This is a genomic window from Nitrospira sp. NS4 (assembly GCF_049546785.1).
Classification (GTDB): Bacteria; Nitrospirota; Nitrospiria; order Nitrospirales; family Nitrospiraceae; genus Nitrospira_D.
The window spans coordinates 736133-751398 of record NZ_JBMWAN010000002.1 but is presented as its reverse complement, the minus strand read 5'-3'; the positions used below and the strand labels follow the sequence as shown (position 1 = coordinate 751398).

General features: G+C 59.5%; 15 protein-coding genes. 5 read left to right on the top strand and 10 right to left on the bottom strand.

What is annotated here, in order from left to right; all coding sequences use genetic code 11:
• The first annotated feature begins 4 nt into the window (after positions 1–4).
• From ACO9S2_RS08210 to ACO9S2_RS08195, 4 genes are all read left to right on the top strand, one after another.
• Positions 5–1681 carry a complex I subunit 4 family protein gene (locus tag ACO9S2_RS08210; protein WP_423721482.1) on the top strand — a complete coding sequence of 559 codons (1677 nt, stop codon included), beginning with the start codon at positions 5–7 and terminating at the stop codon, positions 1679–1681.
• Between the two features lie 30 nt (positions 1682–1711).
• Entirely contained in the window at positions 1712–3208 is a 1497-nt protein-coding gene (locus tag ACO9S2_RS08205; RefSeq protein ID WP_423721481.1) for an NADH-quinone oxidoreductase subunit N, read from the top strand.
• Positions 3209–3613: 405 nt separating this feature from the next.
• Positions 3614–5221, top strand: a complete 1608-nt coding sequence (locus ACO9S2_RS08200) for a response regulator (RefSeq protein ID WP_423721480.1) — start codon at positions 3614–3616, stop codon at positions 5219–5221.
• A gap of 199 nt (positions 5222–5420) precedes the next feature.
• Positions 5421–6182: a phosphodiester glycosidase family protein gene (locus ACO9S2_RS08195; protein WP_423721479.1), complete on the top strand. Its 762-nt coding sequence runs from the start codon at positions 5421–5423 to the stop codon at positions 6180–6182.
• A gap of 188 nt (positions 6183–6370) precedes the next feature.
• Here ACO9S2_RS08195 and ACO9S2_RS08190 read toward each other — a convergent pair whose 3' ends face one another.
• Positions 6371–6796 (bottom strand): rhodanese-like domain-containing protein, encoded by a 426-nt coding sequence (locus ACO9S2_RS08190; RefSeq protein ID WP_423721478.1) that lies wholly within the window; start codon positions 6794–6796, stop codon positions 6371–6373.
• Here ACO9S2_RS08190 and ACO9S2_RS08185 point away from each other — a divergent pair.
• Positions 6771–7175: a hypothetical protein gene (locus ACO9S2_RS08185; RefSeq protein WP_423721477.1), complete on the top strand. Its 405-nt coding sequence runs from the start codon at positions 6771–6773 to the stop codon at positions 7173–7175. The two genes, ACO9S2_RS08190 and ACO9S2_RS08185, sit on opposite strands and share 26 nt — an antisense overlap.
• Before the next feature lie 12 nt (positions 7176–7187).
• On the opposite strand, the gene pyrE is transcribed toward ACO9S2_RS08185, so the two are convergent.
• From pyrE to ACO9S2_RS08140, 9 genes are all read right to left on the bottom strand, one after another.
• Positions 7188–7760, bottom strand: coding sequence for an orotate phosphoribosyltransferase (pyrE, locus tag ACO9S2_RS08180; protein WP_423721476.1), 573 nt, complete (start codon positions 7758–7760; stop codon positions 7188–7190).
• 348 nt (positions 7761–8108) lie between these two features.
• Positions 8109–9410, bottom strand: coding sequence for a class I SAM-dependent methyltransferase (locus ACO9S2_RS08175; RefSeq protein WP_423721475.1), 1302 nt, complete (start codon positions 9408–9410; stop codon positions 8109–8111).
• Between the two features lie 5 nt (positions 9411–9415).
• Positions 9416–10198, bottom strand: coding sequence for a DUF1365 domain-containing protein (locus ACO9S2_RS08170; protein ID WP_423721474.1), 783 nt, complete (start codon positions 10196–10198; stop codon positions 9416–9418).
• Positions 10195–11454, bottom strand: a complete 1260-nt coding sequence (locus tag ACO9S2_RS08165) for an NAD(P)/FAD-dependent oxidoreductase (protein ID WP_423721473.1) — start codon at positions 11452–11454, stop codon at positions 10195–10197. Before ACO9S2_RS08165 ends, ACO9S2_RS08170 begins: the two co-directional genes overlap by 4 nt.
• Before the next feature lie 179 nt (positions 11455–11633).
• Positions 11634–12164, bottom strand: a complete 531-nt coding sequence (locus ACO9S2_RS08160; RefSeq protein ID WP_423721472.1) for a lipocalin family protein — start codon at positions 12162–12164, stop codon at positions 11634–11636.
• Positions 12165–12171: 7 nt separating this feature from the next.
• Positions 12172–12843 (bottom strand): DUF6134 family protein, encoded by a 672-nt coding sequence (locus ACO9S2_RS08155; protein ID WP_423721471.1) that lies wholly within the window; start codon positions 12841–12843, stop codon positions 12172–12174.
• The gene (locus ACO9S2_RS08150; protein WP_423721470.1) at positions 12836–13645 is read right to left on the bottom strand and encodes a DUF1295 domain-containing protein; all 810 of its coding nucleotides are present in this window, start codon (positions 13643–13645) and stop codon (positions 12836–12838) included. Before ACO9S2_RS08150 ends, ACO9S2_RS08155 begins: the two co-directional genes overlap by 8 nt.
• Positions 13642–14193: a DUF2878 domain-containing protein gene (locus tag ACO9S2_RS08145; RefSeq protein WP_423721469.1), complete on the bottom strand. Its 552-nt coding sequence runs from the start codon at positions 14191–14193 to the stop codon at positions 13642–13644. The genes ACO9S2_RS08150 and ACO9S2_RS08145 overlap by 4 nt, the downstream gene beginning before the upstream one ends.
• Positions 14190–15254: an SAM-dependent methyltransferase gene (locus ACO9S2_RS08140; protein ID WP_423721468.1), complete on the bottom strand. Its 1065-nt coding sequence runs from the start codon at positions 15252–15254 to the stop codon at positions 14190–14192. The genes ACO9S2_RS08145 and ACO9S2_RS08140 overlap by 4 nt, the downstream gene beginning before the upstream one ends.
• Between the last annotated feature and the right edge of the window lie 12 nt (positions 15255–15266).

Below are 15266 nucleotides of genomic sequence, written 5' to 3'. Positions count from 1 at the left end.
ACCCATGGGTGACTACGCATTACTCTATATTCTGTTCGCTCCGTTCGTCGGAGCCTTGGCGCTCATCTTCGTCTCGAACCGCCAGGCCATGCTCGTCCGCGGAATCGCCGCCGGATCGGCCTTTGTCTCCCTCATCGCCTCCATTTATCTGTTTTACGCCTACGACCCGGTCAAAGGCGGGTTTCAGTTCATCCAGAAATTTGAATGGTCTCGCCAGTTGGGGATCTCCCTCTATCTGGGCGTCGACGGAATCGGTACCCCCTTAGTCCTCGCCTCCTCGATCCTGCTCTTCGCCGGGATCTTCGTCTCCTGGCATGTGAAAGACCGGACCAAAGAGTTCTATATCTGGATTCTGATTCTGGCCGCCGCGACGATCGGCGTGTTCATGTCCCTCGATCTGTTCTTCCTGTACTTCTTCTATGAGATGTCGGTCATCCCCATGTACCTCCTGCTCGGCATGTGGGGGAGCCATACGAAGAAATATCTGGAGATGACCGATCCGGAAGGTTTGAAGCAACGCGACTCGGTCGGATTCATCTTCAATTTCGGCTCGAACAGCAAAGAGTACGCCGCGATGAAGCTCGTACTGTTTCTCTCGGCGTTTGCCGTGGCAGCCCTCATGGGTATTCTGCTGATCTACAAGTATTCAGGGCTCAACACCTTCGATATCCTCGTGCTCCGTGAGCAGGCCCACCTGATGAATATTCCTGTCCTGGGCACCACCCTCGACAAGATTATCTGGGTGCTCATTTTCTTCGGCTTTGCCTCCATTGCTCCGCTCTGGCCCCTCCATTCATGGTCCCCCGTCGGACATGCCGCAGCCCCTGCGGCAACGAGCATGCTCCACGCCGGCGTGCTCATGAAGCTGGGCCATTTCTCGATTATTCGGGTGGCCTTCGAAATTCTGCCGGAGACCACCCGCGAGATGATGCCGATGGCGGCGGTGCTCTGCATGTTCAGCATCATCTACGGCGGCTTCGTCGCCTTCTACGCCAAAGACACCAAGTACGTCATCGGCTATTCCAGCTCCAGCCACATGGGCTATGTCTTTCTCGGTATGGCCGCGCTGGACTATATCAGCCTCAGCGGAGCCGTCATCTATATGTTCGCCCACGCCATGGCGACAGGGATGCTCTTCGCGATGGCCGGCTGGGTCTACGACCAGACCCACACCCGCGACATCCCTTCTCTGGGCGGTCTATCGAACAAGATGCCGTTTATCTCCGCCTGTTTCGTCGTCGGCTGTATGGCCTCCATCGGCATGCCGGGGACCGTCAATTTTATCGCGGAAATCATGATCATCGTGGGCAGCTGGAACAAGTATCCGCTCCAGGTCATCGTCGCGGTCCTCGGGATCGTCCTGACCCTTGCCTACCTGTTCAAGATGATGCGGGGGTTGTTCTATGGTCCCATGGATCAGAAATACAGCCACTCCCACGATGCCGTCTCCGCGGTGGATCGGCTACCCCTGCTCATCATGATTTCCGTAAGCGTGGGCTTCGGACTCTTTCCCATGCACTTATACAATGTCGTCCGCTCAGGCGTGGATCCCCTCATTGCCAGAATCACCCACGTCGTCCCGGTGGCTGCCGCCCCCGCCCCCTTGCCCCCCGCTGAATCGGTACAGGAACAATTGGCTGCACGAGGGGTGCAGCTTCACCAGGAACGGATGACAGAATAGGGTACGTCTGACGATGTACAAGTCGATGCTATGAATTTTGAATTGAACATGTCGCTGTCCGATCTCCTGCTGCTCCTGCCGGAGATTGTGCTGACTGTCTGGCTCTGCCTCGTCCTGATCGCCGACTTTGCATTCCCCCGCCTGCCCAAGGAGCAGTTGGCCTATTTCAGTATCGCCGGGCTCGTCGCGACCCTCGCATGCCTCGCCTGGCTTGACATCAACCATGTCACCGGCGCGCTCTTCGCCAACATGTACGTGCTCGACCGGATGGCGCTGTTCTTCAAAATGTTTATCGTCGGCGCAAGCATCCTGGTCATCCTCGCATCCATCGAGTTCGTCCATAAGTTTGCCTTCTTCCGCGGTGAATATTACTTTCTGGTGGTCATGTCGGCTCTCGGCATGATGTTCATGGCCTCCGCCAACGACCTCCTCTCTCTCTTTGTCACGTTGGAGTTTTCCACTTTCGGCTTCTACGTTCTTGTGGCCTATCTCCGGGACGATGTGGCCTCGAACGAAGCCGGCCTCAAATTCTTTATCCTCGGGGTCTTTGCCGCGGGACTGCTGGGGTACGGCATCAGCCTTGTCTATGGGGAAACCGGCAAGCTCGTCTTCTCCGATATGGCGTCCGCCCAAGCGACCCCCGGCCTGATCATCGGGTTCCTGCTCATCTTCGCGGCCCTCGGGTTCAAAATCGGCGCCGTGCCCTTTCATTCCTGGATTCCCGACACCTACCACGGATCGCCCACGCCCGTGACGGCGTTTCTCTCCATCGCGCCGAAGGGAGCCGCCTTCGCCATTCTCCTCCGCATGTTCTTCGTTGCGCTGGCGTCCTTTAAACCCATGTGGGTGTTGTTACTCGCGGCCACCTCGATCCTCTCGATGACCTATGCCAATATCGTCGCCATCGCGCAAACGAACATCAAACGACTCCTGGCCTACTCCGGCATCGCACAAATCGGCAACGTCCTCATCGGATTGGCCGCCGGAACCAAGATGAGTAACGATGCCATTCTGTTTTATCTTCTGACCTATCTCTTTGCGAATATCGGCGCGTTCGCGGTCGTCATCGCCGTCAGCCATTCCATCGGCAGCGAAGAGATCGACGACTACAGCGGCCTGAACCGTCGGTCACCCTTTCTGGCCTTCTCCATGCTGCTCTTTCTCCTCTCCCTGGCCGGAGTCCCTCCGCTGGCCGGATTTATCGGCAAACTCTATATCTTCGTCTCGGCGATCAAGGAGGGACTCTATACCCTCATTACCGTCGGCCTGATCAACATCGTCATCTCGATGTACTATTACCTCATCGTGGTGAAGAAGATGTATATCGCCGAACCTCACGATCCCGCGCCCATCGCCATTTCAGCCCCGCTGAAGGCCGTCGTCTACATCAGCCTCGCCGGCACACTGCTGATCGGTATCTATCCCCAGCCCTTCATTGACTGGGTCGTGTCGGCCACGATGATGTTCTCTCATTTCGGAACCCCGGCCGCCACGATAATCCCCCCGGTCTCGCACTTTGGCGGCTAGCCCCCCTCGATTTTGAACCGTCGCCGCCATCTACCTCTTGCAGCCCGCGCGCAACAAGAGTAGAGTGCGCCTCATCGTTTTCCATAGGCTCTGACGGCGCAGTTTGTCTCCCTCTATGGACACAGCGACGCATGATCAACCGTACCGTTCCGTCCATCGGCTGGCCGAGGCCTCCGAGTTCTCTTTCCTTCCGGTCTCTTTCACCCCATCTACGCCCGATCGCGCTACCTTCTGTCACCCGCGCATGATCGATGACCATCAAGAATGCGTACGATTCCACTTTCTCCACCGGATCGTTCCGGCATCTCCGCCGGAGACTCACGCCCCTTTACAACCCTCTTCCACAACCGGATCCCCCGATATCTTCATTCAACACAACACCCTGGCAGCAGGAGGTGAGGCGCTATGACGGCCTCCCTCAGACTCCTCCAGCTTGAGGCCAATCCCGACGACGCCGACCATATCGTTTCGATTTTGACCGAGGGAGGCATTGCCTGCCAGGCGGTCCGTGTCGACCGGCCCGACACATTCCTCAAAGCCTTGAAACGCAAGAAGTTCGACGCCATCCTGGCCGACTATTCCATTCCGGGCTTTGACGGCCTGACTGCGCTGACTCTCGCCCGTCAAATCTGTCCCGATATTCCGTTTCTCTTCGTCACCACCACCCTTGGAAAGGACCTCGCGATCGATGCGGTCAAGCGCGGCGCCACCGACTATATCCTCAAACAACGTCTCGGCCGTCTCGTCCCCTCCATTCATCGGGCGCTGAGGGAATTGGAGGACCGCCTGGAGCGCAAACGAGTCGAGCAGGCCCTCCGCCAAAGCGAAAAGCAGTTACGCCAGGCGCAGAAATTGGAAGCCGTCGGCCGATTGGCGGGAGGCCTCGCGCACGACTTCAACAACCTCCTCACGGTCATCATGGGACATGGGCAGGGGCTTCTTGGCGAACTCCATCCCGACGATCCAGTGCGCGGGCGGATACAAGAAATCCACCAGGCAGGGGATCGGGCCGCCGCCTTGATCCGTCAACTCCTGACCTTCAGCCGGCAGCAGCCCTCGAAACCGAAGGTCCTCTCCCTGAATCCGCTCATCACCAATTTTGAGACGATGATGCGCCGGCTGATCGGTGAAGATCTCGATCTCACCATCGCATTGAGCCCGCAGGATCTTCAGATCCGAGCGGACCCGGCCCAGATCGAACAAGTCCTGATGAACCTGGTGGTGAATGCGCGCGACGCCATGCCGAAAGGCGGACAGCTCGTCATTCACACCGCGCTGGTCGAACTGGCACACACGCCCATGTATTACGCGCGAGCTTTGACTCTCGGGCCCTATGTAAGACTCTCCGTGGCCGACACAGGAAGAGGGATGGCGCCTGAGGTGCTAGCTCATATTTTCGAGCCGTTCTTTACCAGCAGGCACGACGGCAGAGGCACGGGGCTGGGACTGTCGATGGTCTATGGGATTGTCACGCAAAGCGGAGGGGGCATCGATGTGAGCAGTCAGGTGGGGCAGGGAAGCCGCTTCGATGTCTATTTTCCCAGCATGCAATCACGCATCGTGCAGCCGCCTCCCCACGAGCCTTTCCATTCTTCGATTCGAGGTCATGAGACTCTCCTGTTAGTGGAAGACGACCAATCGGTGCGCGAGCTGGTTCGGGATGGGCTGAGAACGCTGGGCTATCGCGTGATCGAGTCCCGGAACGGTCTGGAAGCCTGCCTGATCGCCTCACAGCAAATCGGGAACATTCAAATGCTCATCACCGACGTCGTCATGCCGGGGATGAGCGGGACCGAACTCGCCCAACATCTTCGGATCTTGAAGCCGGATCTGAAGCTCCTCTTTATATCCGGCTATGCGGATGATATCGGCATCGGATCAAGCGACCCCTCCAGCGATTATCTCCAAAAACCCTTCACGCCGGAACTCATCGCTCAACGCATCCGGCAACTGCTCGACCACACCGCTGAAACCCGGCAATCATCACCAGTCCACGAACTCTCTACTCATTAATCACAGGCAGCGAGCCAGCATGAGCTTCCTCCGGCAGTACCCTTTATCATCGGGCTTATACAACAGATTCGCCCGTCAACCCGGGCGAGGAAGCACAGGCCTTGTCCCCCTGGTCCTCTCCCTCATTCTCGCCCTCTTGGCCACGCCTCACTCCTTTGCCCAATCCCCCCAATGGGAGTCCATTGGAGACGGATTGGCTGTGTCGGTCTGGCAGCCACGCGAACGCTGTCCGGACATCGACTCCCTTCTGGTCGTCGACGCCGATCCGGAACGGTATCGTTTTTCCGTCCACCACTATGCGCAGGAGGGATTCGCATACCCCCCCGCTATTGAAGAATGGCAGAAACGAACCCACCATGAAGTCGTCTTCAACGCGGGCTTATTTCGGGAGAATTTCGCCTATCTCGGTCTCTTGCTGAAGGACGGCCGCTCACTGGGAAGCCGCCGCCACCCCTCCTGGCACGGACTCTTTGTTGCGGAGCCGGCAGAACCGGCGACCAGGCCCAATGCCCGAGTCCTCGACCTGACGATCGATTCCTTCCACGAAGAGGCACCATCCTATCGCGAGGCGGCACAATCACTCATGCTCCTCGATAAAACCGGGACCATCCGCGTTCGGCAGACAGGCAAACTGGCCTATCAAACGCTCGTGGCCGAAAGCCGCAATGGCCACATTCTAGTGTTCAAGAGCCGCGGATTGGTTACCCTCCACGGAGTCGGTCAATGTCTCCGTGACGCCTTCCCTTCCATCCGTGTCGCCATGGCCATGGATGGAGGGTCATCTTCCGATCTTCTCGTATCCGATGCCCTGTGGGCAGAGGGGACACCCAGCCCCCAACGAACCTCATGGAGGGATTTGTTCGCAGGAACGTCCGGCCCACACATTCCCCTGCCTGCGGTGATCGGCATGAGCCGTCGAGAAACGCCCGCTTCTTCGAGCGGGCAGGCGCCGAAGCATTAGCCATACAACTTCTTGGACGAGCGAGCAGTTGAAAGATATCCGGCGGCCCCTCAGAGTCATGCTCCGGACATCGGCAGGAAGGGGACCGCGAGGAATACCGGCATGGGGTCGGTCAAGAAGCCGATGATCCAAAGTCTCCCGTCAGAGCCCTCACCGACCCCCCTCATGGATCGTCGGACAACAGAAGGCTAGCGACCGGGGCGATCGACCGGAAATCCTGCTTCACTCCAGGCATTCATGCTGCCGGCGACATTGTAGACATGGCGATAGCCCAAATCCGCCAAGGTTTCGGCGGCAATGTTACTGCGATGCCCGGACTGACAATAGACCACGATATGATCGTCGGGCTGCACACCCAACTCGCGGTGCCGGGTCTTGATCTCACGGAAGTCGATATTGAAATCCGTCCCCGGAATCATGCCGGCCCGATGCTCTTCCGGTGTCCGGACATCAACGAGCACGAATCCTTTTTTCTCCGGTGTCCCGGCCTTCGCCAAACCGGCCTGCAGCTGCTGGACGGAGAGCAGATAAGAATGGTAAGACCACACGGATCCAGCCACTGCCAGGCTGGCCATAAGCGTGACTCCCATGAGCGCCCAAACCAAACGCCTCATTTCATCCTCCTTGTCTGATGCCGTCACCATGGCAGCTTGCGACGCCTGGTTACATCCTAAAAAGATATCCAACGGCTGGTCAAGAGCGGCGGGCCTCACCGGACTCATCCTCCTGGGTGGGTGCGCGGACGGTGCCAAGCTCCTGCAGGAATCCGAGCACGGCGGCGTGGTGGTCTATCCGTTCAAGGGGGAGCAGGGAGCGCTGCTGTCCTCTTTCAGGACCGAAGCCTTCGCGATTATGAAAGAGAAATGCCACGGACCCTATACCATCATCCGCGAAGGAGAAACCAAAGGCCGCACGCGAGTCGCCGGCGCAGTGGAGGGGGCGCAGGAATTCGTTCGTGAACGCCGGTGGGCCATTCAATTCCAGTGCAAGTAGACGGCCGCAGCCTTACTTCCTGCCCGCCTGATGCCGCATGAGGTCGTCGATAGTCAGGAGACTGACGACGGTCAATCCTTCCGCCTCCACCTTCCGTCGCCCGTCCTGTTCGTTGCGATCGACGATCACCAGCGCATGCGTCACGTTCAGGCCGGCCCCCCGCGCGGTCGTCACCGCTTTCAACAGTGAGCCCCCGCTTGTGAGCACGTCATCGACGATCAGTGCGCGATCGCCCGCCCGGTAGGCCCCCTCGATCAATTTTCCCAACCCGTGATCTTTGGCTTGTTTCCGCACCACAAACGTCCGCCAATCGCGGGACGGCTGCGCGGCATACGCGTAGTCGGAAATCGTCGTGGCGATGGAGATCGCCCCGATCTCCAACCCTCCCAGACAGTCCAGATGCACCCCTTTGAGCGCGTCATACGCCAACCGGGCGACCAGCCGCCGCGCTCCCGGATGCGCCATCAACGCACGGCAGTCCACATAAAAAGGGCTGGTCAGGCCCGACGCCAGCTTGAATCCCCCTTGAGGGTCCCATTTAAAAGATTGTGTGTCATGAAATGCCTTCGCGAGTTCGTCACGCACGGGATCCTCCATTGGCGGAAGGGGTAATAATGGAGCGCCATTCTACACGGTTGAATGGGCGAAGGCAGCACCCGTTATGGCTGGATATTCGTCCACGCGAAAGGGGAACGGCAGACACATGCTCAAGACCAGGGCGATGATGAGCCGGGACCACTGGTGGCGTAATAACTCACCGGGCAGAAGCTAGCCCCAAGTGGGTGAGCAGGAGAGGGCGCAAGCCAGCCACCTCAATGAACGGCCGGCGTGGTGGCAAAGACCAGCCATAATCCGGGCTATCCTAGGGATGCGAGCGGCCCGCCACCGAGGCCCACCGGGTGAGCGCAAAGGCGGCACAACTCGCGGGCTTGCTCAACAGGCAACCGAACTTCCGCGCCAGCCCGGTTTCGCAAAGAGAAGATGGACGTCGCTGATCGAGCGCTCAGCAAATCCCCCCTCGCAGTAACACAGATAGAACTCCCACAGCCGGAGAAAGTCCTGCCGATAGCCGAGTGCTGACAATTCGGGCAGCCCCTTCGCCACATTCCTGCGCCAGGCTTGAAGTGTCGCGACATAATGAGCGCCGATATCTTCCAGCTGCACAAGATTGAAACCACCGGCCTTGGCCGACGCGCACACCAGCGCACTCACCGAGGGAATGCAGCTGCCGGGGAACATGAAATGTTGAATGAAATCGACGGACCGTTTGGCCCGCTCATAGAGCTGCTCGTCGATCGTGATGGCCTGCACCAACATCAGGCCGTCGGGTTTCAACATGCGACTGCAGACATCAAAATAGGCCTCGTAATATTGATGGCCGACGGCCTCGATCATCTCGATGGAGACCAGTCTATCAAAGCGCTCATGCAACTGAGGCAGATCGCGATAGTCTTTCAGAATGACCGTCACCCGGTCCCGCAGCCCCGCCTCCTCGACCCGACGTACCGCAAGATCATACTGCTGCCGTGAGATCGTTGTCGTGGTGACACGGCAACCATACTGCGCGGCTGCATGAATGGCGAACCCGCCCCAGCCGGTGCCGATTTCAAGCAGATGATCGCCCGCGGACAGCTGCAACTTCCGGCAAATCCGATCGTTCTTGGCCCGCGAGGCTTCCGCCAGGCTGGCATCAGGCCGTTCGAAATAGGCGCAGGAATACATCATCGTTCCGTCCAGCACGAGGCGAAAGAACTCGTTGCCCAGATCGTAATGGGCGGCGATGTTCTTCCGGCTGCCCGCCTTCGTGTTGCGATTGAGCCAGTGGATGATCTTGAGCAGCAGCCTGGTCAATGTCGCAAGGCCTCCCTCCAAGCCGTCCAAGAGTTCGCGGTTTAAGACAAAGATACGGACGAGGGTCGTCAGGTCGTCACAGCTCCAGAATCCCCGCCTGTAGGCCTCGGCAACTCCAATCGTCCCGCCGAGAGCGACATCGGCATAGGTGTGCGGATCGTGGATCGTGATCGTCGCCTGAAGCGGACGGCACGGATTCACCTGGCCGAAGGTATGCCTCTCATGACCCTCGAGAACGGTCACCGAGCCATGGCGCAGAGGACCCAAGCGGAAAAAGACGGCTCGTCGGGCAAGACGATAGATGTGCGCCACGAGACGTGACGGAGTGGTTGCCTGTACCGAGGCCTGCCCGACCGTGAGATCCGGGATCGTGGTGTCATTCATAGATGTCATCGGGTCGTCGCCGGCGGCGACGCCTCCTTTCGCTGTTTCGGATGTGAATGAAATGGAACCCCTTTGATCCAAAGACGCAAGGCCTGCCAGTGAATCGCTCCGATGACTTTTGCCGTCATCAACGGGTACTGCAGCAGCACGCGCGCGAGGCCCGGGCCCGACATCTCCTGTCGCCGGAGCACCATCGTGGCATCGAAGAAGGGCCGGCCTTCCTGCAGGCTCTCCATATGAATCGCTAGTTGTGCAGCCGGTTCGGATAATCGCCAGTCATAGGCCACATCCATGCCGATGAACGGAGAAATATGAAACACCTTGTCGAAATGAAAATGCTTGTGTGAACCCGCAGCAAGGTTGTCCGTTTCGCCAAGCACATAACAGTGACGTTCCCCCCACGGCGTATTCGTAATCTCCGCCACGATCGCCTCCACGTGCGCGCCGGCCGCGTCGTAACAGAAATAGAAGCTGACTGGATTGAACACATAGCCGAAATACCGCAGGTGGGTGAGCAACCTGATCGGACCGGCCGGGGTCTGCCCCGTGCGCTCCGCGACGAGCCCCCGGATAGAACGATCCAGGGGCGTCGCGGGATCGCCGACGTGATCGCCGCGCCTGAACGACGCCACATTGCGGTGGTCCACAGACCAGAGCCAGCGCTGCTGAAACACCGCCGGCAGCTCGCCCAGATCCAGGTACATCATGAAGAGCCGGTAGGTGAACGCATGCGGCACCGGGCTGAAACGCCGGTGGCGGACCGTCCCTGTATAGATGCAACTGTTCATGACGACAGATCCCTGCCGAAGGGCCTGCAGACCGCCAACGCGCTCTTGACCCCGTCCTCGTGAAATCCAAAGCCCCAATAGGCGCCGCAGTATGACGTGCGATTGACTCCGCTGATCTCGCCGTGCCGTCGTTGGGCTGCGACCGCCTCCGGTGAATACACCGGATGGTGATACGTGATCCGGCGCAACACCTTGGCCGGGTCGATGGCGTCCGTATGGTTCAGCGTCACGCAGAATTCCTGGGGCGCCGAGAGACGCTGAAGACGGTTCATATGGTACGTCACCACCGCACGATCCGGCTGGTTCGGCAGGAGGTGATAGTTCCAGGCGGCCCAGGCCAGTTTGTGACGGGGGAGAAGCGAGACGTCGGTATGGAGGACCGCTTCATTTTCTTGGTACGGAATGGAACCGAGAATCTCTCTCTCTCCCGGCGAGGGATCGGCCAACATCGAGAGAGCCTGATTGCTGTGTGCCGCGATGATCACGTGATCAAACCGCATCGAGCCCGCGCCGCCCCTGTTCGCCAGACGGATCTCGACGGATTCTGAGTGGCGGACGACGGACCCGACCGGTGCCTTCAGTTGAATGCGATCCCGAAACGGGGCGATCAGGTTCTCCATATACCGTCGCGAGCCGCCCTTGATCACCCGCCAGGCGGGGCGGTCATTCACAGACAGCATCCCGTGATTCTTGAAGAACTGCACCAGATAGCGGGCAGGAAAGCCGGCCATGGTGGCGTGATCGGCAGACCAGATCGCCGCTCCCATCGGCACAATATAGTGGTCGATGAACTCGCTCGAGTAGCGGTTCCCCGCGAGATACGCCCCGATGGACGGGCCGGGATCCGGCTGGCTCAGAAGTTCCACCGCTTCACGATTGAAGCGGAGAATGTCGCGGATCATGCGATAGAAGGAAGGCCGGAGCAGATTGCGGCGCTGGGCGAAGAGGGTGTTCAGTGACGTGCCGTTGTACTCCAGACCGGTCCGCTCGCACTTCACGCTGAAGCTCATGTCGCTTGCCTGCGATTCGACGCCGAGCTTCTTCAGCAGGCCGATGAAATTCGGGTAGGTCCAGTCGTTGAAGACGATGAATCCCGTGTCGACCGCATAACTCTGGCCATTCAATTGCACGTCGATCGTGTTCGTGTGTCCTCCGATATAGTCCGCCGCCTCGAAGACAGTGATCTCATGATCGCGGTGAAGCAGATAGGCTGCGACCATGCCCGAGATGCCTGTGCCGACAATCGCGATCTTCATACGGTTTTCAGCCAAACGTTGTTCGAGTCCGGACCAAGCCACATCGCGCAATCGGCCATCACAACGGTCCCCCGGTATGAGTGTTCTTGCGGTGGCCGTGGAGCCTCAACTCGGTCCCCACGCCTGGCACGTCAGTCAATACAGAGCGATCGACGGGTTCCATTGTTTTCCAGGGCACACTAGTTCCACCGTTGTGGCACCTTCCGGACTTTGGAGACAGCGTAGCCCTCCTCAGCGATGAGCTGCAGGAACCGCTGATAGTCCACATCAGAGATCTGTGGCGTGCGCGCCATCAGCCAGACATAATCGCGCTTTGTCCTACCGATGATGGTTTGGCTGTAGGACTCGTCCACATACAGGATGCGATAGTCGGACTGGATCGGCCAGATGAATTGCATCCCCCAGACGGCATTCGATTGCTTATCGATGATATAGCCGGTCGGATGATAGGTCTTGCGCGCGCCCTCAAATCCACCCTCGCGGAAACTGAAGGTCGTGGCCACGGTCCCGTCCTCGGCCAGGCGATAGGACTCCATGGCGTTGTGGGCCTCCTTCTCAATAAAGGTGGGAATATTGGCGATGACGTACCAGTCCCCCATGAAACGCTCCAGGTCCACGGCCGTCGCGGTGCGAATGGGCGGAGGGCTGCTGCAGGCTGCGAGTACGAGGAGCACAACGGGCATGAAGAGTGATGGCATCACAGATGACATGATTTCCTCACTGGAGCGTATACCGAAGGGTATCGCCCTTCTTCGTGGTGGATTGAAGCGCGACCCACCTGCCGTTCAAGGTGTACCACAGATCGATCGAGAACTTGTCCGTGACGATCCGGCGGTGCGTGGTTCGCGTCGGGACTCCCTGCACAGAGATCGTTTCTTCACCCACCGCACGAATGGACACGGACTGATGTTCGCCGGTCTGCGAATTCAGCAAACGTTCGCCCTTGATCCACTCGGGGTTCCAATAGGCAAAGGTCTTGATGCAGCCCTCGCTGCTCCAACTCCCGGCCTGTGTCTGGACCTGCAACTGCCCGTTCCGGGAGTTTCCGTTCACGAAGAAGGAATCGCCGTTATCATCCGTCTCCGCGCGAATCTCGCGCAGGCAGGCTCCCTCCCAGGTTTCGACGTTGGTATGCCGATACGTATAGACCGGGATGTACAGAAACTTGACGGTGAACTGCGCGTCTATCCGGACCTGGGTCCGCTCGCCTTCCGAAGCGACCTCAAATCGCTGGCGTCCGATTTCATCCTTGCCGAGGAAGACCTTGAAGTCATAGGTCTGCGGGGTGGCACTCCAAGCCTGTTGGGAGGGGCTTGCGAGACACGTCAGGAATCCAAGGAGGACCACCGCGATGCGAACGCTGCCGGTCACGGAACATGCGCTAATCATGACGCCTGGCTCCTGGAATGGAAGCCTGCACCCCCTGTTTCGGCGGACCGGGAATGAAGGCGTTGGTCCTGGCGATGTACTCTCGATACGCCGGTCGCCGCTCGACGATGGTCTGCTCCAGCAGGGTCACGCCTGAGAATTTCAAGAGCGTATAGGTAAGGACAAGCGGCCCCGCGACCGTCCACCAGGCCCCGGCCGGCACCGCAAAGAGGTAGAAGCCCCACCAGATCAGGCACTCGCCGAAATAGTTGGGGTGCCGTGTGTAACGCCAGAGTCCGCGCTCCATCACCTTGCCCTGGTTTGCCGGATCGGCCTTGAATCGTGACAGCTGCCAATCTCCGACGCCTTCGAAGACCATGCCGACGGCCCATACCATCACCGCCAGTACATCACATACCCCTCCATCGACCGGTACGGTGAGAGCCGGCCAGAGCGGTATGGAGATGATCCACGCCAGTCCCGCCTGAAACCAGAAGATGAGGCCAAGACTCTTCAATGCGAAATTGGGTTCGTATTTCTGGCGGATGTCTCGATAACGCCGGTCCTCAGGCTCACCCCAGCTCCGATGGATTATATGACCCGACAGGCGCACGGCCCACAGCACAACCAGCGTCAGGATGAGCGTCGTCCGTCCCGTATAGGGCTCCGCACCGGTGGCGTAGACGGTCGCGGCGGCGAGGAGCATCAAGGCCCACACGCCGTCCACGATGCTCACATCGCGCTTGAGGACGCTGACGATCCATGTGAGCGTCGCCAGGCCCAGCGTTGAAGCCAGCCCCCAGACATAGAGCGATAGACTCATAACGTTTTCTTCTCCGGCAGGCCCGCATAGCCGTCAAAACGCGCCGACAACGACAGCAGCAGCGGCGTCAGCGCCGCCCAACCGATGGCCAGAGCCAACAGCCCTGCGGGCATATTGCCGAATTCCAGCGCCCCCAGGCGGAGGCCGCCATAGTAGGCGGCAGGCCCCCCGGCGGCTCCAAACACAACCGCGATGACCCAGCGCCCCCTCATCCAACGCAACGAGACATTCAGCAGGGTTGCGAAGAGCCCCCACAACGCCACGATCCAGTACGGGGCGACGTTCGGGAGCACGATTCCCGAGGAATACCGAAGCCAGCCCTGCCAGACCAACAGGCTATCGAAGACGAGTCCCAGGCCGAGTGCCAGGAGTACCAGTGTGAACTCCGCCTTAGGCAGGGGGGCACGGAGCACGTGCGCGACCACCACCCCAGTCGTCACCAGCACGCCGATCCAGGGCCGGTGCGCCGCGGCACTCCACACGCACGCAAACCAGCCGATTTGAAAGAGCACGAAGTTGCTCACGATCATCGTGGTGCTCATCTTCATGAAGCTCCCGCTCCCGGTCTATCGAACAGATAATGGCTGACCCCCCATTGACGGCCCTCTTCATAGCCGAACAGCTCGGCACAGGCCATAAAGAAGATGCGCCACCGCCCCCACCAGGCTCGCGCGTGGGCCTTGCCGTAGACACGCTCGATCACGGGCCAGAGTGTCTCGCGGGCGGCATCCATATTGGCCAGCCAGGCGTTGGCCGTCTTCTCATAGTGCGTGCCGTCCCACCGCCAGCGGGCCACACAGGCGAGATGGTCCTGACAGGCCAGCGGCAGGCCATCGCCGGGCATCATCCCGCCCGTGAAAAACTGACGACTCATCCAGTCGGCGGGCCCCCGGTCTTCGAACAGGTACGAAGTAGCGCGATGCACGAACACGTGCATGAAGAACTGGCCGCCCGGTCTCAGCCATCGGCATACGCGGGCAAAGAGGTCGGGCCAGTTCCGCATGTGTTCGAACATTTCCACCGACACCACCCGATCGAATTGCCCGGGATCGGTCTCGAACGTGTTCATGTCACAGGTCACCACCCGAACCCGGTCCTGTAAGCCGCGTTCTCTGGCCCGGGCCTCGATGTAAGCCCGCTGCGAACGGGAATTGGAGACCGCCGTGATACGGCTGTCGGGATAGTGCTCAGCCATCCACAACGTAAGGGAACCCCAGCCGCATCCGAGTTCCAGAATCGTCTGCCCGTCCATCAGGCCCGCATGCAGGCAGGTTTCACGCAGGCCGGCAGCTTCCGCTTGGGCTAAGGTTGTCGCGCCGGCCGGCCAGAATGCGCTGCTGTATTTCAGGTGAGGCCCGAGGACCTGCTGGAAGAACTCGGCCGGCACTTCATAGTGCTGATCATTGGCTTTCTCCGGCAGCACGGCGATGGGCGCATGGCGCATCTCCTCGATAAAGCGCTCTTCGTTCCGTGCTGCTGCTTGAGCGTCACCTGACCGGATCTCCCTGAGGCGCTCCTTGAGCAACTGCCGGATCCCCCATCGGATCACCGCGTCTGGAAACAGCCCCTGTTCTGCCAGGTTCAATGCAAGACGAGTGAGATGTGCCATGGGATTAGTCTC